21 protein-coding genes and 1 pseudogene are annotated in these 22,422 nt (G+C 62.6%); 4 read left to right on the top strand and 18 right to left on the bottom strand.

The window, feature by feature from the left end; all coding sequences use genetic code 11:
* Positions 1-113: 113 nt before the first annotated feature.
* The 4 genes from AC0L2V_RS07220 to AC0L2V_RS07205 form a co-directional block, all read right to left on the bottom strand.
* On the bottom strand, positions 114-1,697 hold the full coding sequence (locus AC0L2V_RS07220) for an ABC transporter transmembrane domain-containing protein (protein WP_473519784.1): 1,584 nt from the start codon (positions 1,695-1,697) through the stop codon (positions 114-116).
* On the bottom strand, positions 1,676-2,758 hold the full coding sequence (locus tag AC0L2V_RS07215) for a P-loop NTPase family protein (protein ID WP_473519783.1): 1,083 nt from the start codon (positions 2,756-2,758) through the stop codon (positions 1,676-1,678). The genes AC0L2V_RS07220 and AC0L2V_RS07215 overlap by 22 nt, the downstream gene beginning before the upstream one ends.
* Before the next feature lie 122 nt (positions 2,759-2,880).
* A complete protein-coding gene (locus AC0L2V_RS07210; protein ID WP_473493923.1) occupies positions 2,881-3,075 on the bottom strand; it encodes a hypothetical protein in 195 nt (64 codons plus the stop codon).
* The gene (locus tag AC0L2V_RS07205) at positions 3,062-3,295 is read right to left on the bottom strand and encodes an AbrB/MazE/SpoVT family DNA-binding domain-containing protein (RefSeq protein ID WP_254023080.1); all 234 of its coding nucleotides are present in this window, start codon (positions 3,293-3,295) and stop codon (positions 3,062-3,064) included. The genes AC0L2V_RS07210 and AC0L2V_RS07205 overlap by 14 nt, the downstream gene beginning before the upstream one ends.
* A gap of 153 nt (positions 3,296-3,448) precedes the next feature.
* On the opposite strand from AC0L2V_RS07205, the gene AC0L2V_RS07200 reads away from it, so the two are divergent.
* A complete protein-coding gene (locus AC0L2V_RS07200; protein WP_473519782.1) occupies positions 3,449-4,393 on the top strand; it encodes a lipid kinase in 945 nt (314 codons plus the stop codon).
* 131 nt (positions 4,394-4,524) lie between these two features.
* Here AC0L2V_RS07200 and AC0L2V_RS07195 read toward each other — a convergent pair whose 3' ends face one another.
* The 4 genes from AC0L2V_RS07195 to AC0L2V_RS07180 all read right to left on the bottom strand — a co-directional run bounded on the left by AC0L2V_RS07195 (position 4,525) and on the right by AC0L2V_RS07180 (position 8,208).
* Positions 4,525-4,779: a hypothetical protein gene (locus tag AC0L2V_RS07195; protein ID WP_473519781.1), complete on the bottom strand. Its 255-nt coding sequence runs from the start codon at positions 4,777-4,779 to the stop codon at positions 4,525-4,527.
* 510 nt (positions 4,780-5,289) lie between these two features.
* Complete coding sequence (locus AC0L2V_RS07190) at positions 5,290-6,075, bottom strand: ABC transporter ATP-binding protein (protein WP_473519780.1); 786 nt, start codon at positions 6,073-6,075, stop codon at positions 5,290-5,292.
* Positions 6,069-7,136 (bottom strand): FecCD family ABC transporter permease, encoded by a 1,068-nt coding sequence (locus tag AC0L2V_RS07185; RefSeq protein WP_027156395.1) that lies wholly within the window; start codon positions 7,134-7,136, stop codon positions 6,069-6,071. Before AC0L2V_RS07185 ends, AC0L2V_RS07190 begins: the two co-directional genes overlap by 7 nt.
* The gene (locus AC0L2V_RS07180) at positions 7,126-8,208 is read right to left on the bottom strand and encodes an ABC transporter substrate-binding protein (protein WP_473516227.1); all 1,083 of its coding nucleotides are present in this window, start codon (positions 8,206-8,208) and stop codon (positions 7,126-7,128) included. Before AC0L2V_RS07180 ends, AC0L2V_RS07185 begins: the two co-directional genes overlap by 11 nt.
* A gap of 160 nt (positions 8,209-8,368) precedes the next feature.
* Between AC0L2V_RS07180 and AC0L2V_RS07175 the strand changes: the two genes are divergently transcribed.
* From AC0L2V_RS07175 to AC0L2V_RS07165, 3 genes and pseudogenes are all read left to right on the top strand, one after another.
* Positions 8,369-9,157, top strand: a complete 789-nt coding sequence (locus tag AC0L2V_RS07175; RefSeq protein ID WP_473519779.1) for a class I SAM-dependent methyltransferase — start codon at positions 8,369-8,371, stop codon at positions 9,155-9,157.
* Positions 9,158-9,360: 203 nt separating this feature from the next.
* Positions 9,361-9,587, top strand: a pseudogene (locus AC0L2V_RS07170) (integrase); the annotation flags it as partial.
* Positions 9,588-9,698: 111 nt separating this feature from the next.
* Positions 9,699-10,718: an LLM class flavin-dependent oxidoreductase gene (locus AC0L2V_RS07165; RefSeq protein WP_473519778.1), complete on the top strand. Its 1,020-nt coding sequence runs from the start codon at positions 9,699-9,701 to the stop codon at positions 10,716-10,718.
* 36 nt (positions 10,719-10,754) lie between these two features.
* Here AC0L2V_RS07165 and AC0L2V_RS07160 read toward each other — a convergent pair whose 3' ends face one another.
* From AC0L2V_RS07160 to AC0L2V_RS07115, 10 genes are all read right to left on the bottom strand, one after another.
* On the bottom strand, positions 10,755-11,273 hold the full coding sequence (locus AC0L2V_RS07160; RefSeq protein ID WP_473516205.1) for an RES family NAD+ phosphorylase: 519 nt from the start codon (positions 11,271-11,273) through the stop codon (positions 10,755-10,757).
* A complete protein-coding gene (locus AC0L2V_RS07155; RefSeq protein WP_473519777.1) occupies positions 11,270-11,659 on the bottom strand; it encodes an MbcA/ParS/Xre antitoxin family protein in 390 nt (129 codons plus the stop codon). Before AC0L2V_RS07155 ends, AC0L2V_RS07160 begins: the two co-directional genes overlap by 4 nt.
* A 229-nt stretch (positions 11,660-11,888) precedes the next feature.
* Positions 11,889-13,535, bottom strand: coding sequence for a GMC family oxidoreductase (locus tag AC0L2V_RS07150; RefSeq protein ID WP_473519776.1), 1,647 nt, complete (start codon positions 13,533-13,535; stop codon positions 11,889-11,891).
* Positions 13,532-15,046 carry an FGGY-family carbohydrate kinase gene (locus AC0L2V_RS07145; protein ID WP_473519775.1) on the bottom strand — a complete coding sequence of 505 codons (1,515 nt, stop codon included), beginning with the start codon at positions 15,044-15,046 and terminating at the stop codon, positions 13,532-13,534. The genes AC0L2V_RS07150 and AC0L2V_RS07145 overlap by 4 nt, the downstream gene beginning before the upstream one ends.
* A 25-nt stretch (positions 15,047-15,071) precedes the next feature.
* Complete coding sequence (locus tag AC0L2V_RS07140; RefSeq protein WP_473519774.1) at positions 15,072-15,914, bottom strand: class I fructose-bisphosphate aldolase; 843 nt, start codon at positions 15,912-15,914, stop codon at positions 15,072-15,074.
* Positions 15,887-17,623, bottom strand: coding sequence for a glycerol-3-phosphate dehydrogenase/oxidase (locus AC0L2V_RS07135; RefSeq protein ID WP_473519773.1), 1,737 nt, complete (start codon positions 17,621-17,623; stop codon positions 15,887-15,889). Before AC0L2V_RS07135 ends, AC0L2V_RS07140 begins: the two co-directional genes overlap by 28 nt.
* Positions 17,624-17,641: 18 nt before the next feature.
* Positions 17,642-18,637: an aldo/keto reductase gene (locus AC0L2V_RS07130; protein ID WP_473519772.1), complete on the bottom strand. Its 996-nt coding sequence runs from the start codon at positions 18,635-18,637 to the stop codon at positions 17,642-17,644.
* The gene (locus AC0L2V_RS07125) at positions 18,634-19,614 is read right to left on the bottom strand and encodes a sugar-binding transcriptional regulator (RefSeq protein ID WP_473519771.1); all 981 of its coding nucleotides are present in this window, start codon (positions 19,612-19,614) and stop codon (positions 18,634-18,636) included. Before AC0L2V_RS07125 ends, AC0L2V_RS07130 begins: the two co-directional genes overlap by 4 nt.
* A 28-nt stretch (positions 19,615-19,642) precedes the next feature.
* The gene (locus AC0L2V_RS07120) at positions 19,643-20,632 is read right to left on the bottom strand and encodes an ABC transporter permease (protein ID WP_128172110.1); all 990 of its coding nucleotides are present in this window, start codon (positions 20,630-20,632) and stop codon (positions 19,643-19,645) included.
* 19 nt (positions 20,633-20,651) lie between these two features.
* Positions 20,652-22,193, bottom strand: coding sequence for a sugar ABC transporter ATP-binding protein (locus AC0L2V_RS07115; RefSeq protein WP_473519770.1), 1,542 nt, complete (start codon positions 22,191-22,193; stop codon positions 20,652-20,654).
* Positions 22,194-22,422: the final 229 nt, after the last annotated feature.

The raw sequence follows: 22,422 nt of genomic DNA, 5'->3' as shown, positions 1-22,422 counted from the left end.
ATGGACCTGTTATTTCGCATAACCGATTTTTGGCATGCAATCGGCCCCATTATAAGCGCCTTGCGGCGAAAATGCGATCCATATTGTGGATCGATAGACCTAGACAGGGGTATTCAGGAGGGGTTGCACTCGCAATCGAGACGCCAGGTATCATCGAATTCCATGCCCGCAATGGCTGCTTCGCACGAGACGATCACTGTCGTTTGCGCGGCACGCGCGTGGGCAAGAACGGCCGCAAGCAAGTCCCGGTCCTTGCAGACATCGAGGTCGTCGACTAGGAGCACGGCCGCTGATCGGACTAGCGCTCGTGCGGCACGGATCCGGGCGGCCTGCATTGCACCGACGTGAGGAGGCTCCAGTCGCCTGTCTGTAGGTTCATCGACTGCCAGGCCGCACAGCGAGGCCGTGGCGATTATCTCTTCTTGCGAGGTCGCTGAGGGCGCTCCCAGGGCTATATTGTCGACCATTGTTGCCCGCACCAACGGGATCGCCGGCGACAAAACGGTGATTGCCCGGCGCCGGTCGCGCTGCGAAATCTTGTTGACGGGGATGTCATCGAGGAAAATCGCCAGGCCGCTGTTTTCCTCGAAACCTGCGATGCTGGAAAAAAGCGCGCTGCGTGCTTCAGGCGTATCACCGCCAAGCAGGATCGACGCGCCGGGCGCGGCCTCCAGCACTTTTGACGGCGTGCCGTGTCGGCAATGAAATTCGATGCGCAGCCGCCGGCCTGCCGTCGAGCGCGGCAGGGGAACTGGATTCACAGGATCCGCAAGCACCGGCCTTGCCAGGATGGAGGCAATCCGGCGGCGGGACTCGACATAGGCAAGCCGATAATCGGCGGCGCGAGCGAGGTCGGAAAGCTGGCCAACCGTCAGTCCGGCGAGGAGCAATAGCGTGCTGAGATCGCCAACGAGTATCGCCGGGCGGCCCGAAAACGCATAGGCCACGAGGATGACGACGATCACGGGCATGACGAAGTCGCTGGACGCGCGCGCAGCCCCCGACCACCCTGCGCGGCGAACGAGCCACATGTTGAGCGCTTCCGACATCCGGTCGATCTTGCGTGTGGACGTTCCGCTTTTGCCGAAATGGGCAAACGCCGCCCGGGCGACAACGATGTCGCCGAGACGGCCGGCAAGCCGTCCCCGCCTCCGCCGGCTTTCGCGGATGGCCCGGTGAAGAAACGGCAGGGCAACAAGACAGACGATCGACCAGGCAAGAACGCCGCAAAGCAGGAACGGCGCAACCCCTGGGGCAAGCCAGAAGGCGCCAACCACGATGAGAACGACGGAAGGACCCGCAACAAAGAGGGAAGCCACGCCGTCGGCCAGCCAGGATCTGATGGCGGAGAGGTCGGTGACGAGGCGGGTCATTACCAGGCCGAGACCGGTCCGGCCGGCGCCAGGCGGCAACGCGAAGAGCTGCTCGACCAGCAGTCTGCGGACCTCGCGCACATAGTCCAGTGCAAAAGCTGCCCCCTGTCGGCGCTGCATCACCCCGAGCGCGAAGAGCGCGATGCCGAGCGAAAGGCCGGCCACGATCAGCCTGCCCTGCCCGAGCGGCTGCGGTTCCCCGGAAACCGCCGCACCGACGATGGCGACAAGAGCGAGCGACGTGGCGGCCTTGGCAAAGCCGATGGCGACAAGAACCGCAAGGGCGACCAGTCGCGTGCCGATCAGGATTCCTGGTAGAGGCATTGTGCACCTCCAGCGATCACCATCAGGCGCGGGTTCAATATCCCTGAGACTATGCTTGCCGCGGTCGCCGGATCGGTGAGTTCCTTGACGCCATAGACAGGGACGTTGGCAGCGCCTGCTTCCCGGCGCGCCAGCGGCGAGCAGGTCAGGAGCCCGCTGAGCCCGAGCACGTCGTATCCAAGCTCGCGCAGCCTTTCGCAGCCCGCCACCGCCCCCATCGCATCGCCTGCGGCAAACAGCACGCCGCCGGTCAGCTCGCGGAATTTCGGGGACTTTGCCAGCGCGGCCGTCTCGGACTGGAATAGCCCATCCGCGACCTCCAGAACCGCGATCTCCGCCCCGGTGGCAGCAAGAGAATGCAGCAAATGCTGCGCGCCCTCGACGATGGCATCGATTGGGGCAAGATAGGTCGTGGCAAAGCCGGCATCAGTAAAATCAAGAGCGGCGCATGCTCCGGCATCCATCATCGACCAGAGATCATTGCCGGCTCCGGTTCCGGTCACCTTTGCCGCACCAACTGCGAAACCTGCCCTGGTCAAACCACGCACGAGGCTTGCAGCTGTTGTCGTCTTGCCCGAATTCATCGACGTTCCGAAGACAACGATTGTCGGCGGGGTGAGCCGCGCCGGCTGCGGCGCGACCGCAAAGTCTGCAACGTTCAGAACGCGGCCGCATGAGTTGGTGACGAGGCCGAGCGGCACGATCGCAGTCGGAGACATGGTCTTGTCGTGCCATGCCAACGCCCGCGAAGCCACTCCGCCTGCCGCCACCATATGGCACGGTCCGAGATCTGCCGGCACGATCGCCTCGAACTGATCAGGGGCGTAGCGGTTGCCGTAGGCCAGGACGACTTCGTCCGTCGCGGCAAGTGCCGCCTTGCGTCCCGAGGGCAGCTCGACCGACTTGTGGTGACCGAGCGCCTCGATCCGCGCGAGCACCAGGTCGCCTGCCTTCGGTTCGGCAGGAGGCGAAAGCAACATCCGCATGCGCTCCGTGGGAATTCGGCGGGTCGTGAAAGCCCGCTTGGCCTTCGCGATGCGTTCGCAGTCAAGAATTTCCATTGTGGTCTCTCCGGTCACCAAGGGGGCACTGTTACCTGGGGGAGAACGCAGTCGAACCAGGATTATTCTCGGTGGAGTTGCTTTTCTTTTCGCCACGATGGCGTAGACCCAAGCCGCGGGGCCTACGCACACGCCGCGCGAAGCAGCGGACGAGAAACAGGCGTGCGGTCATAGCGGACGGCAAGTTCGGCATAGACCGCATCGTTGATCAGCAACGGCCCATTGAGGCTTGCCGCCTCAAGCCGGTCGATCGACCAATCCGCCCAGTTCGCATCGTCCGTTACAGGATCGAGCCGACCAGCGTCACGCGTCGCCACGCGTCAGTGCCATGATCGCGTCGGTGTCGAGCCCCTTGCCGGCATGGCCGCGCAATTTCGCGAAGCGGCTCACGGGCTGCTTCTTGTCACTACGCACAATCACCACATTGCCGTCATCGGTGCGGCGGAAATCAACCTTGCTGCCCGGAACGATTCCGAGCAGGTCCCGGACCGGCTTCGGGATGGTCACCTGTCCTTTGGCTGTGACTGTGTTGGTCATGTCCGCACCTTGGTAGTACCCATTTTCGGTATTATTATGTGGACCGAATTTCAACCTCCACAAGCGGCTGCCGAAGCCGTGATTTTGTGGCTTGTTTTCCCGGGCGCGCCTGTCGACGTCGTAATCCGCAGGCACGCACCCTATCTACGCCGCATGAATGACATCACGAACAGACGCGCGCTTCTACTCATCAATCCAAAGGCACGACGCGGGCAGGAATCTCTCGCACCGGTCGTCGAGCGGCTGGAAGCCGGAGGGCTCCGCGTCAGCGTCGAGACATTTGAGGCACTGCCCGAGATAGCACGCGACATCGTGCGCCTTCGCCATAGGGCCGATCTTGTGATCGTGTGCGGCGGCGATGGCTCGGTGTCCTCGGCGGCGGTCGCGGTCATGGAAAGCGGGCTGCCGATGGGCATCATTCCGATGGGGACGGCGAACGATCTGGCGCGCACCCTCGAAATACCGTTGGATCTTGGGAAGGCGGCCGACGTGATAGTAGAGGGCGGACGACGTCTGATCGATATCGGGACCGTCAATGGCCACGCTTTCTTCAACGTCGCGAGCATCGGCCTCAGCACCGATCTTGCCCAGGGGCTGGATCCGGCGCTGAAGAAGCGTTTCGGCAGGTTTGGCTATGCCTTGGCGGCCATGAAAGTGTTGACCAAGGCCCGCCACTTTGAAGCAAGGATTACAGAAAAGGGCGCAACGACCGAAGTCGAGACCTACCAGATAGCGGTCGGCAACGGCCGCCACTATGGCGGCGGCAACGTCGTCGAGGAGACCGCGGAGATCGATGACGGCCATCTCGACCTGTACAGCCTGGAAATGACGAATCTCTGGAAGATGGCGCTCTTGCTGCGCTCGTTCCGCTCGGGCACGCACGGCGCCTGGAGCGAGGTTCGCACAGCCAGATGCGTCGAGTTCGACATCGAGACGAAAAGGCCGATGCCGGTGAACACTGACGGTGAGATCGTCACCTCGACCCCGGCGCATTTCAAGGTCCACCCGAAGGCGATTTCGGTGTTCGCGCCTGCCGCGGCGCGCATACAGCCCCGCACAAAGGTGCTTGGTGACGCGGTCAGCGCAGACAGCGGCTAGACTGGCGACCAAGCGCGCGTCGAACAAACCCAGTCGCCCGCGGTCATCTCTCGATCAGAAGTCGGCGCCCATGGAAGAACGCCGCGGGCTGATCGGGCAACAGCAACATAGCCTTCCAAGCATGTCTTCGATCATTGCTTGAGGAACGCGCCCGTGTAGGTCTGGCCGGCAAGCCTGACGGTTCCGGCCAGGGTTCTGTCGGGCCGCATGACAAAACTGACGTCTGCGCCACTCGGCAGGCGCTCGAGCTTCAACGTAGTCCCCACAATTTTTCCAGTGCCGGCGGCCTCTCCCGGATGGTTGTCGCCCAGAGTTCCCCACGCATAGGTGACCGTCACCTTGCCATTGGAAGAAATCGTCTGAACAGCAAGTTTGGCGTCATACATCCCCTCCAATCGTCCGGCCCATAGACCCGAAAAAGCAGCATATTTTGTCGGGACGGTGTTGGCAGGCGGAGTGACCGCCACGGATTGATCAATAATTGCCGAGCCGGAAGGAACAGCGGCAGGATCCGAGGCGGTTTGGGCCGGAATGGGTCCAGATCCTAACGCAGGTTCGACAGTGGGTCGCGGCGTTTCAGGCGCCGATTGGCACGCGGTTATGGCAAGCGCCGCGAAGCCAAGCATTGCGTTGCACATTCGGCGTGCCATCATCTGGTGCCCCGGCCATCTCTGAATCTAGCGCAGGCTAACCTTATCGCGCGTTTTCACGACCTGTGTCTACCCAAGATGTCTCGTAGAACAGCAGCTCGTCGAGGGACGTGCAGCGGTCGAAAGCGAACGCTTCCATTCGTCGCAAAAGTAACCGCCTTGGCGTCTGAAAATGTTTTTAATTCATTTATTTAGGCTAGAATTTTGATCTATTTTCTAGGCTTTTGGCTTTCGACCACAGACGCTCTAAGCTGCTATCGATGCAGTCGCTGGCGTTTCGGCGGCAACGCCGTCCACCATAACGTGACCGATGCCCCGCGAGCAGCGCTCGATCCTCGCCTCGACGCGGTACACATCACGCAATAGCGCCGGGGTGACAACCTCTTCCGGCGTGCCGCAGGCGACCATCCGGCCCTCGGCAATGACGATGCATTTGTCGGCGAAGCGCAAGGCCTGATTGAGGTCGTGAATTGCGATCAGCACTGCGATCCCGTGCTTGCGCGCAAGCCCGCGCATGAAGGTCAGCACCTCGACCTGCCGGTGCAGGTCAAGCGCGGACGTCGGCTCGTCCATCAGCAGGATTTCAGGTTCGCGAGCCAGGGTCTGGGCAATGCTTACCACCTGCCTTTGCCCGCCGCTCAATTCTCCGACGTTGCGAAAGGCAAGATCCGAGATGCTGAGCGCGGCCAGGATGCCGTCTATGAGTGCGAGGTCGCCGTCGCTGACCGACCATGCCGAGCCCTGCTTGCGGGCGAGCAGAATCGATTCATAGACGGTCAGCACCGCGTTGGCTGCCGTATCCTGCGGCATATAGCAGATGCCGTCCGGCCCCTTCACCGCTCCCTCGAGGCAGACACGTCCCGGGCCCTTCAGAAGTCCTGCGATGCGCTTGAACAGCGTCGACTTGCCCGCTGCGTTGGGTCCGATCACGGCGACAACCTCGCCACCCCGGAAAAGGGGAGTTGAAACATCCGAAAGGACGAGCCGCGCCCCGTGGAAGGCTCCGAGACCATCGAGCCTGATCGTTACCATGAGCGCCTCACATTCGAGAGGATCAGCGAGATGAAGAAGGGAATGCCGATAAGCGAGGTGACGATGCCGATCGGGAAGATCGTGCCTGGAACGAGCGACTTGCTGGCAACCGAACTCGCCGAAAGGATGAGCGCCCCCGAAAGCGCCGATGCGGGCAGGAAGAAGCGCTGATCTTCTCCGATCAGCATGCGGGCGATGTGCGGACCGACAAGCCCGATGAAGCCGATCGTGCCGACGAAGGCGACGGGAATGGCAGCAAGGAGGCTCACCATCATCATGGTTTCGAGCCTGAGGCGTGCGACCTTGACGCCAAAGCTCGCGGCCTTGTCTTCACCTAGCCGCAGCGCCGTCAGCGCCCAGGCGCGGCGGACGAATATCGGAAGTGTTGCGAGAAGGATGAGGCTGGTGATGATGAGCTTGGGCCAGGTGGCTTTGGTGAGGCTTCCCATCGTCCAGAACACGACCGCGGCGAGCGCCTGCTCGGAGGAAAGATACTGGACGAGCGACAGCAGCGCATTGAAGGTGAATACGAGCGCGATGCCGAGAAGCACGATGGTTTCGACCGTCACGCCGCGCTTGAGGCTCAGAAGGTGGATGACGAGCGCGGTCAGCATCGCCACCACGAAGGCGTTCAGCGGCACGATATATTCGATCGCGGCCGGGATCAGCGCGACGCCGAAGGCGAGCGCGAGGGCTGCGCCAAAGCTGGCCGCCGCCGAAATGCCGAGCGTGAACGGGCTGGCGAGCGGATTGTTGAGGATGGTCTGCATCTGCGCACCGGCGACCGACAGTGCTGCGCCGACGACCACTGCCATGAGCGCGATGGGAAGCCGGATGTCCCACAACACGACGCGCACCTGAAGCGGCACACTGCCGGGAGAAACCAGGGCGAGCACCACCTGGTCGAGGCTATAGCTTGCGGGCCCGAGCGCGAGGTCGATGCAGAGGCTCAGCAGCAGCGCCAGGGCGAGCCCCGCCAGGATCAGCTGCTTGCGCAGGACAAGGGCGCGGTAGAGCCCGCGCCCTTGTTTGGCTGACAGTGCGGCCGGTTCACTGCTCATCGGAGAGCGAGACCCAATGGCCAGGCCTGTACCCGACCGGCAGGAACTTCTCGTGCAACTCCTTGAAGGTGGCCTCGGCGTCGAGATCGGCGAACAGGTCGGGATGCAGCCATTTGGCCATCTGCTGTATGGCGACGAACTGATAGGGGCTGTTGTAGAACTGGTGCCAGATGGCGTGGACCTGCCCGTTCTCCACCGCCTTGATGCCGGTTAGCGCCGGCCGCTCGGTCAGGCCCTTGAGTTTCTTCAGTGCCGCCGCTTCGTCGGCGCCGGGACCGACGCCGACCCATTTTCCGCCCGGCACATAGGCCTCCCAATTGCCGCCCGTCACAATCACCTGGTCGGGATCGCTGGCGATGATCTGTTCGGGATTGAGCGCGCCAAACGTGCCCGGGATCAGGTCGGCCGCGATATTGGCCCCGCCGGCCATGTCGACGAACTTGCCAAAATTGTCGTTGCCGAAGCTCATGCAGCAATCATCGGAATAGCCTCCGGCGCGATCGATGAACACGGTCGGGCGCTTGGGGTTCTTCTCTGCGATCACATCGGTGACGCGCGCGATCTGGGCCGCGCGGTAGGCGATGAACGCCTCGGCCCGCTGTTCCTGGCCAAGCAGCTTGCCGATCAGGCGCATGCTCGGCTCGGTGTTGGTGAAGGGTTGCTCGCGGAAATCGACATAGACCACCGGAATGCCGACGGCGGCGAGCTTCTCGATGTATTGCGCGTCCTCGGTTGCCTGCTTGGACTCGATGTTCATGATCATCACGTCCGGGTCAAGTGCGATGGCCTGCTCGATGTCGAAGGTGCCGTCCTTGAAACCGCCGAAGGTCGGTATCGCCGCCATCGACGGGAATTTTTCCAGATAGACGGCGTAATTGTCGGGATCGGCCTGGGAGAAATCCTCGCGCCAGCCAACGATGCGCTTGAAAGGGTTGTCGGTATCGAGCGCGGCGATCAGGTAGATCTGCCGGCCTTCGCCGAGGATGACCTTCTCGACCGGCGTCTTCACCTCGACCTTGCGGCCGGCAATGTCGGTGACGGTCTCGGCGCGCGCGCCTGGGGTAAGCGGCATCAAGGCCGCGAGCGCGACCGCGGCCGCAAATATCGATTTCAAAATCATTGGGCTCTCGCAATTCAGTTGCCGGCCCCGCTTAAGAAACATGAATTGTATAATCAAGAATTTTCTTTTAGAGCAATTCCAATGTAGCCGCTTTGGGGAGTGCGTTCGGGCAATGACGGCTCACGCAAACTATTCGCTGCGCGACGAGATTCGAGACTATTGGTCCGACCGCGCCGAGACATTCGACCTGCAGGTCGGCCACGAGATTTTTTCCGAGCAGGAGCGTGCCGCCTGGCACGCGCTCATGACCAGGCACATTGGGCCAGGCGCCGGGCGGGCGTCCCTGGATGTCGCCTGCGGGACTGGCGTCATTTCGCATCTGATGCACGATCTGGGCTTTGTGGTGACAGGCCTCGACTGGTCGGAAGCCATGCTTGCCAAGGCGCGCGCCAAGGCACAAAAACGCGGCGCCGATATCCGCTTCATCGTGAGGGATGCAGAACGGACGCTCGAGGACAGGGCGAGCTACGATGTCATCGTCACCCGTCACCTGGTCTGGACGCTGCTGGATCCGAAGGCGGCCTTTGCCGAATGGTTCTCGCTGCTGAAGCCCGGCGGCAGGCTGCTGGTCATCGAAGGCGATTTTGTCAGCCGCAACTGGGCGACGCGTATGCGGGAACTTTGGGAGAAGCTCACGGCCGGCAAGTCCCAGGTCTCGGACGATGACGGCGCCGCCATGGCCAGACGTCACCAGAACATTCTTGCCCGTGTCTATTTCTCAGGCGGCGCACGGGCGGACGAGATAGTTCGCTTGCTGGCCGACGCCGGGTTCGAGCAGCCGGTCGTGGACTGGAAACTGGGCGCGATCCATCGCGCCCAGGCTCGACGGATGAGTTGGCCCAAGGCGCTCGAACGCGCCACTCAACATCGCTTCGCGATCTGCGCGACAAAGTCGCAGTAACACCTCGGCGCTGCCGGAATCGGTCGCTCCATCGTCCGTCGCCTCAAAGGAGCGGGGAGACGGCACGACAACGAATAGCTGCCGGTCTGCTTTAGCTCAGATGCGCCACCGACGATCATTTCTCATGGTTGGCGTCCTGCAGGATCATTTCTGAGGCCTTCTCCGCGATCATCACCGCTGGAGAGTTGGTGTTGCCGGAAATGATCGTCGAGCGCGCGGCCCTGGTCGCCGGCGTCCGCGGCGACCTTGCCGGAGGGCGAACGGGCGAAGAAGTTCGCGGACCAATCACTGAGCGCTGGCCTAGCTTTCGTAAGCCGAGGTCGACGAACGCAATGTGCAAAAAACAACTCGGCCATGCCTCCGCCGGGATGCCCCCCGCTATCAACGCCGCAGAGACCAGTTCCGGGTCAACCTGACAAGGCTTGGAGGCAAAAAGCCTGCCCTACCCTGCTTCCAAGCCGCCAGGTCTGAATTGGCGTGGCAGGCGAGCGGTTCAATAACTAGATAACGAGAACGCCTTTCACTCTGACGTGGCATTCTCATGAAAAAAATCGGGTTTCTGTCGTTCGGACACTGGGCGCCCTCGCCGCAATCGCAGACGCGATCAGCCTCCGACGCTCTGCTGCAATCCATCGAGCTTGCCGTTGCTGCCGAGGCGCTGGGCGCCGACGGGGCATATTTCCGTGTGCATCACTTCGCACGGCAACTCGGCTCGCCATTCCCGCTGTTGGCGGCAGTCGGCGCCAAGACCAGCCGCATCGAGATAGGCACAGCGGTGATCGACATGCGCTACGAGAACCCGCTCTACATGGCCGAGGACGCCGGTGCCGCCGACCTGATCGCCGGCGGGCGTCTGCAGCTGGGTATCAGCCGCGGCTCGCCCGAGCAGGTGATCGACGGCTGGCGCTACTTCGGCTACGCCCCGCAAGAGGGTGAGAGCGACGCCGCCATGGCCCGGCGGCACACGGGAGTGCTGCTCGAAGTCTTGCGCGGCAAAGGATTTGCCCAGCCGAACCCGCGGCCGATGTTTCCAAACCCGCCCGGCCTGCTTCGCGTCGAACCACACTCGGAGGGTTTGCGCGACAGGATCTGGTGGGGCGCCGCGACCAATGCCACCGCGGAATGGGCGGCGAAACTGGGAATGAACCTGCAGAGCTCAACGCTCAAATTCGACGAGGGCGGAAAGCCTTTTCACATTCAGCAGGCCGAACAGATCCGGGCCTTTCGTGCGGCCTGGAAAGCGGCCAGTCACGAACGCGAGCCGCGGGTGTCGGTGAGCCGTAGCATCTTCGCGCTGGTGGACGATCGCGACCGCGCCTATTTCGGCAGCAATGAGAGCGAGGATCATTTCGGCTACATCGAAGCGGACAGGCGCGCCGTGTTCGGCCGCACCTATGCCGCCGAGCCGGACGGCCTCATCGAGGAACTGAAGAAGGACGAGGCCATTGCGGAGGCCGACACGCTGCTGCTCACCGTTCCCAACCAGCTCGGCGTCGATTACAACGCGCATGTCATCGAGGCGATCCTGACCCATGTTGCCCCGGCCCTGGGCTGGCGCTGACGCCTGCGGCCAAAGCCCTGTCCTTCCGCGAATGCTTCATCGCCAGGACAGCTGGTCCTTCGGCAGCCGGCCGCTCGGATCGAATACGTTCACCTTGTGCGGAAGATCCGGCCCCCAGTCCCACAGCACCAGGTTGCGGTCCTCCGTCTCGGCGCCCGGAGCAAAACTCGGAACCAGAATACCGGCAATGCCTTGAGGCCGCAGTCGGTCATAGATGAACCAGGATGCAGGACGCTCTCCCCCGCTGAGAGCCGTCGCCCAGGCGCAGGCCATGTCCTCGAACGTGACAGAAGATTCTCCCCTCCCCTGCTCCGTCGTCAGATCAGTGATGTCCCCGCAGTCCACCTCATAAGAGCACAGCACGCAGGGGTCGATCCGATGCGCGAAACCCTGGTTGGCTTCCTTGACCGCCGTCATTACGGTCAGCGCCAGATAAAGCGCCGGCACACCTTTGGGATTGAAGCGGGCACCCCTGATCGCCGCTCCATCACCGGAAGTCGGTTTGAATGCCCAGCGTGGATCATGCGCCCTGTAGCAGGTTCCGACAAACCTCAAGCAAAGCCACCCAAAGCCATATGATCGAGATAGTCGCGAACGGCGGCGGCTTTGCCTTCCTTCACGAGGGCTTCGGCGGTGCGTCCGCCGAACGCCGGCAGCGGTTGGGCTCGGTACCAGGCCATGGCCTGTTCCTTGCCGCCCGCCCAATCGGCCACGCGGCTGATGATCTCGAGCATTTCCCGTAGACGCCCCTGTGTCTTGGCCGTGCGGCTGCGCTCTAGCCGATAGAGGGCTTCGCGGGCAAGACCGGTGGTCTCCGCCAGTTGGCTCTTGGACATTCCAAAACTGCCCGCCACCTGGTCAATGGCAATTTTCCCGGCCCGGTCCATATAGGACAAAATCAGAGATTCATTCTGCACCGGTGTCTTAAGGGCCCGCCCCATAGATCTCTCTCTTGTCATATCCATAGTCACATTCACTGTGCAAAATATATGACAATTATCGACCGTCTTCAAGTCCCGGAAGCCGATGGCATCTCCAACCGAGCAGTGTGCCGCCACGGGCCGTCCGATGTATCCACGTGACGTGCTGCTTCGAAGCACTCTTGTCCTACGTCTGTCGAACACATCGATTCGGCGGGACGCTGAGAATCGCATGCACTGCTCATTCGTTTCAGTTTAGCTCAGACGCGCCGAGAACATTTCTCGCGGTTGCGTCCTGCAAAACCATTGCCGATGCCTTCTCCGCGATCATGACCACTGGAGAGTTGGTGTTGCCGGAAACGATCGTCGGCATGATCGAAGCGTCGACGACGCGCAGGCCAGAAATGCCGTGCACCCGCAGCCGGCCGTCGACCACTGCCGTCGAGCCTGCGCCCATCTTGCAGGTGCCGACCGGGTGGAAAATCGTCGTGCCGATATCGCCGGCCTTGCGGACGAGATCTTCGTCGCTTTCATAATGTGCGCCGGGCAGCATTTCCTCAGGCGCGTAACGGGCAATGGCGCGCGCCTTCATCAAGCGGCGGACGTGGCGGAGCGATGCCACAGCCACGGTCCTGTCTCCCTCGGTAGACAAATAGTTCGGCCGGATCTTCGGAGCCGCCTGCGGATCGGACGCCTCCATGTGGACGGTGCCGCGGCTTTCCGGTCTGAGATTGCAGACCGAAACCGTGACCGCCGGGAAGCGATGCAGCGGCTCGCCCAGCCGGTCAGTGCTCAACGGCTGGACATGGTATTCGAGATCGGGCGTCTCCAGGCGTGGGTCGCTCCTGGCGAAGATACCAAGCTGGCTCGGCGCCATCGACAGCGGTCCGGTGCGACGGATAGCGTATTCGACGCCCATAGCCGCACGGCTGAACAGATTGTGGTAGCGCTGGTTTAGCGTCGAGGCGTTGGCGACCTTGAAGATTGTGCGGATCTGCAGATGATCCTGCAAGTTCTCGCCGACGCCTTCCAGCGCGTGGCGAACCGGGATTCCTGCTGCGCCAAGCACGGCAGGTCGGCCGACGCCGGAAAGCTCGAGCAGCTTCGGCGAATTGATCGCGCCGGCGGCAAGGATCGTCTCGCCTGCCCGTGCACGATGCAGTTGGCCGCCCATGCGGAAGACGACGCCGGTGACGCAAGCCCCGTCGAAATCCAGCGTCTCGGCCTCGGCGCCGGTGACGACGCGCAAATTCGGCCGTCGCAGGACGCTGCGCAGGAACGCCTTCGAGGTATTCCAGCGCACGCCTTTCCTCTGGTTGACCTCGAAATAGCCCGACCCTTCGTTGGTCCCGCCGTTGAAATCCTCGGTCCGGGGGATGCCGAGTTCCTCGGCAGCGTCGCGGAAGGCATCCAGGATTGGCCACGACAGGCGCTGGCGCTCGACGCGCCATTCGCCACCGGCGCCGTGAAGGTCGTTGGCGCCACCAAAATGGTCCTCGGACCTGCGGAAATACGGAAGCACGTCATCCCAGCCCCAACCGAGATTCCCGGCTTGCCGCCAGCCATCATAGTCGGCCGCCTGGCCACGCATGTAGATCATGCCGTTGATCGATGAGCAGCCGCCCAGAAGCTTGCCGCGCGGATAGTTAAGCGCACGACCGTTCAGCCCAGGCTCCGGCTCGGTCTTCATCAGCCAATCGGTGCGCGAGTTGCCCATGCAGTAGAGATAGCCGATGGGAATGTTGACCCAATGATAGCGATCGCTGCCGCCGGCTTCCAGAAGCAGCACGCGCATGCCTGGATTGGCCGACAGTCTGTTGGCCAGCACGCAGCCGGCTGAACCCGCGCCGACGATGATGAAGTCGTACTGTCCAAAATCGGCAGCGGTCTGTGTCAATTGGACGTCCGTTCGCTTGCCATCCTGTCCCATAGCGGACCCATGGCCTTGTTGATCTCACCATAGAGACGATAGCGCCGCTCATAGACCAGTGCGATCGCGCAATTGGGCTGGTAGCATCGGTCGGGCGCGGTCATCGCGGCGGCGCCCGCAGAGAAGTCGGCAAATAAGCCGACGCCTGTCCCGGCTGCAATCGCAGCTCCCAGCGCACCTGTCTCACGGCTGCGCGCCACGGTCACCGGCACGTCCAGCACATCTGCGAATATCTGCGGCCAAACGGCGCTGCGCGAGCCGCCGCCCGAAAGAACCGCCTGGCTGACAACGGCTCCCGCTCGACGCAACGTCTCGACATGGCGCCGGTGCTCGAAGACGACGCCCTCGAACAGTGCGCGCAGCATATGAGCCCGCGTGTGCCAGCCGGCGATGCCGTAGAAACCGGCACGCGCCTTGCCATTCTGCTGCGAGCCGTAAAGGAATGGGTGATAGATCGGCATGTCTCCCGCGGGATCGACGGAAGCAACAAGCTCGCTGCAGATCTCGAATGGCGATGCGCCTGCCGGCGGCGCATGCTCGAAGAACTCACGCACGATCCACTCGAGATTTGCGGCCGAAGTGGCGCTCGATTCGATGGCGAGATAGCGCAGCGGATCGAAGGTCGACAGCATGAAGATAGACGGATCGCGGATCGGCTCTTGGGTGATAACCTGGTTGATGCTCCAGGTGCCGGCAATGATCGAGGCGGCGCCGGTGCTGGTGACGCCCGAACCGATGGCGCTGGCGACGACGTCGAACAGGCCCGCCACCACAGGCGTGCCCGCAAGAAGGCCGGTGGCAGCGGCGACATCGCGCGTGACATGGCCGGCGATGGCGGAGGCTTCCAGTACGTTCGGCAGCAGTTCCATGCAATCGTCGAGACCATAGGCGGCCAGCAACTCAGGCTCATAGCGTCGGCCGGGCATGTGCAAAAGCCCGCAGCCCGACATATCCGAGGTCTCGGTCGAGCGCGTGCCGGTGAGGCGGTTGACGATAAAATCCTTGCACAGGAAGACGGTGCCTATTTTGGCAAAAAGTGCCGGATCATGGCGCTTGAGCCACGCCAGCAGAGTCGGCGTCTGCGCCGCCCAGGGCCGTTGCAGGCAGTGGATATAGGTCCGGTCGCCAACGCCTGCGGCCGCCCATTCGCTGACGATGCCGACGCCGCGCGTGTCGAGCGACTGGATGCCGAGCAGCGGGTCGCCGCCGCGGTCCAGCGCGTAGAGCCCGTTGCCGTGGCCGGCGCAGCCGATCACCGCGATGTCGCGGGGGTCGATGCCCGACTGGTCGAGGCACTGGCGGATGACCTCGACGGCGTTGCGCCACAATTCGCCGAGGTCCCGCTCGACATGGCCGGGCTCTGGCATGCAGGAGCGGCCGTCGCGAGCGGCAAGTGCGAGTTCGCGACCTGCGGTGTCGAAGATGATGGCCTTGATGACGGTATTGCCCGCATCAAGACCAAGGATATATCGCTGCATTGAAGCTCCTCCCAAGCTGCAAAGATTATTGTTGCTGGTAGAGCTCCCAGGCGGCCGCACCGTCGGCATTCTCATGGATGATCGCCATCAATCCTCTCACGACGGCACGAGGGTTGGAATGCTGGTATATGTTGCGGCCATAGACCATGCCTGCCGCGCCTTGTGCCATCAGCGCCGCCGACTTGTCGAAGACGGCGCGCAAATCCTCCCTGCCCCCACCGCGCACAAGGACAGGACAGCGTGCCGCCGCCACCACCCGGTGGAAGTCGTTCGGATCGGTCGTCGGATCCGCCTTGATGATGTCGGCGCCCATCTCGCTGGCGAGCCGGGTCAGGGTGACGATCTTTTCGGGGTCGCCGTCGACCATGTAGCCTCCGCGCTCCGAATTGGGCAGCATTGCCAGCGGCTCGATCATCAGCGGCAAGCCATATCTTTCACAGTCGGCGCGAACCCTGGCAATGTTGTGGACGCATTGCCGAAACAGGTCCGGCTCGTCGGGCAGCATGAACAGATTGACGACCACGCAGGCCGCGTCCATCTCCAGCGCGCCGATCAGCGGCTCGGCTTCGTTCTGCAGGACGGCCCACATCGAACGATGGCGGGTTTTGTTGTATGGATTGCCCATGTCTATGCGCATGACCAATGCCGGCTTGTCCTTGCCAGGCAGGGACTGCAGCAAATCGGCCTGGCCATAATTCATCTGAATGGCGTCCGGCCCCGCGGCGACCAGCTGGGCGACGACGCCGGCCATATCCTCCAGCCCTTCCAGGAACGACGGCTCGTTGCACACGCCATGGTCGATTGCGACGTCGAGACAGCGCGCCCCGCCGAACAGCCGGTTCATGCGGACTTTCTTGTTGATGCGCATTCGGCGCTCCTTCCTTGGTCTTTTTGCGATAGCTGGTCGAGATCGACGCCGTGCTGGCGCTGCAGCAGGGCGAGGAAATCGGTGCGCTCGAATGCCTTGCGCGCAGCGTCCCAGCTTTTTTCGACTGCGAGAATATCGAGAACCGCATCGAGAAGGTCGCAAGAGAGTGCACCGGTGATGGCAATTGTCGTGCGGCGGAGCAGCAGGTCCTCCAACTGCTCGACATACTCATTGGCGATGAGATACTGAATCTCCCGGACCGAGTAGTCGCTGCCAGGCAAGAGCTCGTCCCGTCCCGCTGCCAAAAAAGCGGCGACGGCATCCGCCACGGTGCCGTAGCGCTCGAACAGGCTGCGCATGCGGTCAAGCGACAGGCCATGCACCGCCGCGCGTTCTGCGCACCATTTTTCGGGGGCCATGGGAAAATGCCGGCCGCCGCCGATCGGCATGTTTTCGGTGCCGACGATGCGCTGTCGGCACAATCGCTCGAGCACGATATCCGCTGCCAGTTCGCCGAACGACCGGAAGGTTGTCCATTTCCCGCCGATCATGCACAGCGTCGGCGGCACCATACCGGCGCCCTCGATGAGCTCGCAGAAATGATCGCGGGGAATGCGCCCGGTAAAACTGTCCCGGCTTATCGGTAGCGGCCTCACCCCGGTGAACTGAAAGACGATGTCGGTATCAGTGATCTCGATCCCGGGAAACACGAAGGACACGGACTGCCGGATGTATTGCCGCTCGTCGTCCTCGCAGCGCGCCTGGTCGGGATCGTCGGCACGGATATCCGTCGAGCCGACCAGCACATTGCCGAGATAGGGGAACAGGATGCAGATCCGGCCGTCCTCGTTCTCGTAATAGATCATGTGGCCGTCGAGGGCGTCGTGAAGCTCGCGATTATCGACGATCAGGTGCGATCCTTTGGTGCCGCCCATAAACTTGGGCGCAACGGCTCCGATAGCCGAATTGGTCAGGTCGATCCAGCCGCCTGTGGCGTTGACGACGAGCCGCGGCTTCACGGCAACTGTTTCGCCAGACAGTCCATCGTTAAGCGCGAGGCCCGCGTCACCGAACGATATGCGTGCATAGTTTAGCGCTCGAGCCGATGGCCTTTCGTTCATGGTGTCGCGCAGCATCTCGGTACCCAGCCGCTCGGGGTGGCTGACCCAGGCGTCATAGTATGTCGCCGAATTGCGGATAGCAGGATTGATTGCAGGCCAGACCTTGAGTGTTTCAGCACGGCTCCTGAACTTGTGCGTCGGGACGATACGCCGTGCGGCGGTGAAGAAATCATACATCGCCAAGCCGGTCTTGATGACCAATGCGCCGCGCCGACCCGGACGACGGCTTAGCCCAAGGAAGCGGAATGCGCCATTTGCGATGCCTGAGAACAGGTCGAAGATAGGCACTGTGGTTGGCAATGGCGCAACGCAATGCGGCGCGTTCTTCAATAGCCGATCGCGTTCGAGCAGAGATTCGCGGACCAGCTTGAACTCGCCGTTTTCAAGGTAGCGCAAGCCGCCATGAACCATGCGCGAGAGGGCTGCGCTGGCGCCGCAACAATAATCGCCCTTTTCGGCGAGCAGGACATCGACGCCCTGCAAAGCGAGCTCGCGAAACACGCTGATGCCGTTGATGCCGCCGCCTATCACGAGGACGTCAACATCGGGGTTCTCGCGCAAGCCGGCGATCGTCTGGATGCGAGTCATCTTAAGGTGCGCTTTCGATCACGCGTCTATCGCTACGAGATGCCCGGCCACCGCCGCATCGATCGTCCCCAGTTCCGCCGCGCTCAGCAAGATCTCCCCTGCCCTGGCGTTGTCGAGCGCCTGCGTCGCGTTTCGCGCTCCACACAGCGCGAAGGTGATGCCGGGTTGCGCCAGCGTCCAGGCGATGACGATCTGCGCCATGCTTGCCTGGTGGACCTCAGCGACCGGGGCCAGGGCATGTTTCAGCGCGGCTACCTTGCGCCGGTTGGCCTGAGAGAATCGAGGATTGTCCTTGCGCTGGTCGTCGCCGCTGAACTCACGCGCCGGATCGATGGCGCCCGAGAGCAGGCCGAGTGCAAGCGACGAATAACTGAGTGCTGCAACTTGATGCTGGCGCGCGATCGGCAGCAATGTCTGCTCGATGTCGCGATCCAGCATCGAATATCTTTCCTGGATCGCGTCGAGCTGGCCAGCGGCGACATACTGCTGCAGCTCGGCAGCATTGAGATTGCTGGCGCCGATGGCGCGGATTTTGCCAGCGGATTTGAGGCGTTCGAGCGCTTCCATTGTTTCGACAATGGGTGTCGTCGGGTCCTGCCAGTGGGTGATGTAGAGATCGATATAGTCGGTGCCGAGCCGCCGCAGGCTCTGTTCCACCTCATAAGCGATGCCGTCGGCGCCCAGATATCGGTTCACCGGCGTTCCATCCTGATCGAAGAAGTGGTTGCCCTTTTTCGAATGCCAGTTGAGGCCACATTTGCTGGCGATGACCGCGCGGTCGCGCCGGCCCTTGATTGCCTTGCCGACGATCTCTTCGCTGCGGCCAAGACCGTAAGCCGGCGCGGTGTCGATCAGCGAAACGCCGGCATCGAAGCACGCCTGGATGGCGGCGATCGATTCCGCTTCATCCGTGCCACCCCACATCCAGCCGCCGATGGCCCAGGTGCCTAGTCCCACCGCCGAAGCTACAACGCCGGACTTGCCGATTGAGCGGGTGATTTGTCGAGTATTCATGCAGCATTTCCTTCGGCGAGCTCGAGGATCTTCAAGCCGGTGGTTTCGTCGGTGACGAGAGTGTCGAGGTGAGAGCCGCGCATGGCACTGAGGATCGGGACCACCTTGCTGGCGCCGCTTGCGACCCCGATCGACTGCGGAATGGTCGCGAATTCCTCGAGCGTCAGCGAGACCAGTGAGCGGTTGAGGCTGTAGTCGGCGAGCTTGCCGTCGCCGTCTATGAGATGGGCGAGCAGTTCGCCCGCGGCGCCCGAGCGCTCGATGGCCAGCCGGTCGGCGCTCGAGGACGGGTGCAGATCGTAGTAGCTCGAATCGTCAGCCAGGATGGAGCCGATGCCGACCACCGCAAGCGTTGCTTCGCGCGCCTTGTTGAAGACATCCGAAACCGCCCGGACGCCCATCAGCATGTCACGTTGGGCCGGGCTGTCGGCAAACAGCGGCGCGTGAATCTGATAGGCGCGGCCGCCGAGCTTGTCGGCCATCAGAGACGCGACATGATTGACGTCGGTGTAATGCTTGCCCTGGACCAGGCCGGTCGCGGGAACAACCTCGACGTCGTAGCTGCGGTTCGGCTTGAGGCCAGCGACGACGGCACTCACCCCCTTGCCCCCGGTGATGGAGATCGTGTCGCCGTCCTTGATCGTCTCGAGCACCAGCCTGGCCGCGGCCTCACCGACACGCTGAAGCGCAGTCTGGGGATTGTCCGAAACGGAGGGGACGACGACGGCCCTTTGGAGTCCACCGATCGCGACAAGTCGCGCCTCGATGTCGATCAGTTGCTCGACCGGCGACTTGATCTTGATCTCGACAAGCCCGAGTTGATGACCGCGTTTGATGAGGCGGTTGACGGTCGCATGCGAGATGCCGAGCTCCTTGGCGATTTCCGCCTGCGTCTTGGCTTCCATGTAATGAAGCACAAGCGCCTGATACATCTGGCGGACGATCGTGACGTCGTCCCGCGAATTGGGTGGTGACATGATGGATGCTCAACTCTCGCGCTGCTGCTCAGGACTTCCTGCGATGCAGGAAGTGGTCGATCGATACCGCCGCGAGCAGGATGCATCCCTTGATCATGTCCTGCCAATAGACGGAAACGTCGAGCAGGATCAGCGAGCTTGTGACGACCGAGAGCAGCGCCATGCCCAGTATGGCGCCGAAGATGGTGCCCGAGCCGCCATTGAGCGATGCTCCGCCAATCACCGCCGCGGCGATGATGTTGAGCTCCATGCCAGCGCCGAAGGTCGGGGTCGCAGCGCCAAAGCGTGACATATAGATGATGCCGGCAAAGCCCGCGAGGGTGGAGCAGAGAACCGTGACCCAGAATTTGACCTGCTTGGTCTTGATGCCTGAAAATTGGGCCGCCTTCTCGTTGCTGCCGGTATAAAAGACCTTGCGGAAGGCCGTGGCACGCCGAAGCAGAAAATCGAAGATGGCCACGACCACGACAAAAATGACGATGACATAAGGCACATTGCCGAAGCTGCCCTGGCCGATCGCCTTGAACCCGGGCGGCAGGGTGAACAGCGACAGCGGGGTTCCCTTGGTGATGACAAGGCAGAGACCGCGCACGATCACCATCGCCGCCAACGATGTGATGAAGTGATTGAGCCCGATAACGGTCACGAAGAAGCCCATCACCGCGCCGATCAGCGCGCTGGCGCCTATGCCGATGAGGCTCGCGGTCCACGGGTCCAGACCCATCAGGAAGAGAGCGCCTGACACGACCATGGAGAAGCAGACCACCGACCCGACGGAAAGGTCGATGCCGCCGACTATGAGGAGTATCGTCATGCCGACCACGACTATGCCTTCAATGGAGAAGCTCATCAGCATGGCGCGGAAATTTCCCCAGGTCAGGAAATGCGGCGAAGCGAATGTCATGGCGATGCACAGCGCCAGCATGATAGCGATCAGCCCCGCCTCGCGCATCGACCCAAGACGCAGCCAGTTGCGCCCGCCAAGCCCGGGGGCGCTCGCCTTGATTTCAGCGTCCATGAGGGTACCTCCGGTCTGTCTAAGCGACATTCTGAACCTGCCTTGCGTTTGATCGTTGCTGCCGGAGACCCGAAGCCAGCAGCATGATTGCCTCTTCGGTCAATTCGTCAGCCTCCAGTTCGCCGACGATGGCACCTTGGTGTATGACAAGCACCCGGTCGCTCAGTCCGATCAATTCCGGAAGCTCGGATGAAATCACGATGACGCCGACGCCCCGCTCGGCGAGATCGCGAAGCAGGCGATGAATTTCCACTTTGGCGCCGACATCGACCCCGCGTGTGGGTTCGTCCAGAATGACCACTTTGGGGCCGACCGACAAAAGCCTGGCGATGGCGACTTTCTGCTGGTTGCCACCGCTGAGCGTCGACACCTGTGTCTCGATGCCGCCCATGCGCACACCGTGGCGCACGACCAGGTCGGTGGCTTGCTTTGCCTCGGCGCGGCGATCGAGCAGCCCAAGCGGCGTGGTCAGCTTCCGAAGGTCGAGCGCGGAGATATTGGATGCAACCGACAGGTCGAGGAACAGGCCCGACGCCTTGCGGTCCTCCGAGAGGTAGACGAGGCCTGCGCGCACCGCATCGCTGTAGGTCCTGATGCTGACCGGCTCGCCATTGAGTTCGACCGATCCCGACACTTTCGGGCGCAAGCCGCAAACGGTCTGGACCATCTCGCTCCGACCGGCGCCAATCAACCCGCCAACGCCAAGAATTTCGCCTGCTCGAAGCGTGAAACTGACGCCAGCGGAACCCTGTCGATAGGAGAGATTTTCGACCGACAGCACAGGGCGGTCGGTACGCCGTTCAGGCGAGAGCTTTTGCGGATAGAGCTGCGTGATTTCGCGCCCGACCATCTTGCGCACGACATCATTGGGAGTGACCGAAGCGATAGAATCGGTCGCTACGTATCTGCCGTCACGAAACACCGTGACGCGGTCGCACAGGCTGAAGATCTCCGCCATGCGATGGCTGATGTAGATGATTGAGATTCCGCGCGCCTTGAGATCGCGGACGATTGCGAAAAGGCGCTGCGCCTCGGTCTCGGTCAGCGCGGCCGTCGGCTCGTCGAGCATCAGCACCCGGCATTCGAGCGTCAGCGCCTTGGCGATTTCCACAAGTTGCTGGTTGGAAATAGAAAGATCGGCGACTGGCGTCTCGACCGGGATCGGTGCCAGCAGGTCCATTATCTTCTGCGCATCGGCGTAGAGCCGGCGAAAGTTCATCAGCGGCGCGCGCCGATTGTTGACGGCCGCCATGAGGATATTCTCGGCCACCGTGGCATCCTGGCAGAGCGCGATTTCCTGATGGACGAGGCCTATGCCAAGCCGCTGCGCGGCGGATGGCGATGTGATGGTGACGTTCTTGCCTTCGAGACGAATGGCGCCTTCGTCGGGTTGCACAATGCCGGCGATGATATTCATCAGCGTGGACTTGCCCGCGCCGTTCTCGCCGCACAGCGCATGAATTTCGCCGCGCTGCAGCGTGAAATCGACCCCGGTCAGCGCTTTGATGGCGCCGAAGGATTTCGAGATGTCGCGGATTTCAAGAATGGCGGCGGCAGTCACTCCGTCCCCCTGCAGCGTTGAAATTGATGATACGGCCGGGTCGAGGGGGGGGGGCCCCCCCCCCGCCCGGGGGGGGGTTGGGCGGGGGGGGGAGCGCGGGCGGGGGGGGTGAGGGGTGGCCGGGGGGGGGGGCCGGCGGGGGGGGGGGGGGCCGCCCCGGGGCGCGCGCGGCGGGGGGGGGGGGGGGCGGGGGGGGGTGGGGGGCGGGGGGCGGGGGGGGGGCGGGGGG

Source organism: Mesorhizobium sp. WSM4814, assembly GCF_055811595.1.
This window is presented reverse-complemented; position numbering and strand designations above follow the sequence as displayed.

What these genes read in the sequence shown, in the direction of transcription:
- AC0L2V_RS07220 (WP_473519784.1), bottom strand. Translation starts at nt 1,697, where the DNA reads ATGCCTCTACCAGGAATCCTGATCGGCACGCGACTGGTCGCCCTTGCG.
- AC0L2V_RS07215 (WP_473519783.1), bottom strand. Translation starts at nt 2,758, where the DNA reads ATGGAAATTCTTGACTGCGAACGCATCGCGAAGGCCAAGCGGGCTTTC.
- AC0L2V_RS07205 (WP_254023080.1), bottom strand. Translation starts at nt 3,295, where the DNA reads ATGACCAACACAGTCACAGCCAAAGGACAGGTGACCATCCCGAAGCCG.
- AC0L2V_RS07200 (WP_473519782.1), top strand. Translation starts at nt 3,449, where the DNA reads ATGAATGACATCACGAACAGACGCGCGCTTCTACTCATCAATCCAAAG.
- AC0L2V_RS07195 (WP_473519781.1), bottom strand. Translation starts at nt 4,779, where the DNA reads ATGTATGACGCCAAACTTGCTGTTCAGACGATTTCTTCCAATGGCAAG.
- AC0L2V_RS07190 (WP_473519780.1), bottom strand. Translation starts at nt 6,075, where the DNA reads ATGGTAACGATCAGGCTCGATGGTCTCGGAGCCTTCCACGGGGCGCGG.
- AC0L2V_RS07185 (WP_027156395.1), bottom strand. Translation starts at nt 7,136, where the DNA reads ATGAGCAGTGAACCGGCCGCACTGTCAGCCAAACAAGGGCGCGGGCTC.
- AC0L2V_RS07180 (WP_473516227.1), bottom strand. Translation starts at nt 8,208, where the DNA reads ATGCCGCTTACCCCAGGCGCGCGCGCCGAGACCGTCACCGACATTGCC.
- AC0L2V_RS07175 (WP_473519779.1), top strand. Translation starts at nt 8,369, where the DNA reads ATGACGGCTCACGCAAACTATTCGCTGCGCGACGAGATTCGAGACTAT.
- AC0L2V_RS07165 (WP_473519778.1), top strand. Translation starts at nt 9,699, where the DNA reads ATGAAAAAAATCGGGTTTCTGTCGTTCGGACACTGGGCGCCCTCGCCG.
- AC0L2V_RS07155 (WP_473519777.1), bottom strand. Translation starts at nt 11,659, where the DNA reads ATGGGGCGGGCCCTTAAGACACCGGTGCAGAATGAATCTCTGATTTTG.
- AC0L2V_RS07145 (WP_473519775.1), bottom strand. Translation starts at nt 15,046, where the DNA reads ATGCAGCGATATATCCTTGGTCTTGATGCGGGCAATACCGTCATCAAG.
- AC0L2V_RS07140 (WP_473519774.1), bottom strand. Translation starts at nt 15,914, where the DNA reads ATGCGCATCAACAAGAAAGTCCGCATGAACCGGCTGTTCGGCGGGGCG.
- AC0L2V_RS07135 (WP_473519773.1), bottom strand. Translation starts at nt 17,623, where the DNA reads ATGACTCGCATCCAGACGATCGCCGGCTTGCGCGAGAACCCCGATGTT.
- AC0L2V_RS07130 (WP_473519772.1), bottom strand. Translation starts at nt 18,637, where the DNA reads ATGAATACTCGACAAATCACCCGCTCAATCGGCAAGTCCGGCGTTGTA.
- AC0L2V_RS07125 (WP_473519771.1), bottom strand. Translation starts at nt 19,614, where the DNA reads ATGTCACCACCCAATTCGCGGGACGACGTCACGATCGTCCGCCAGATG.
- AC0L2V_RS07120 (WP_128172110.1), bottom strand. Translation starts at nt 20,632, where the DNA reads ATGGACGCTGAAATCAAGGCGAGCGCCCCCGGGCTTGGCGGGCGCAAC.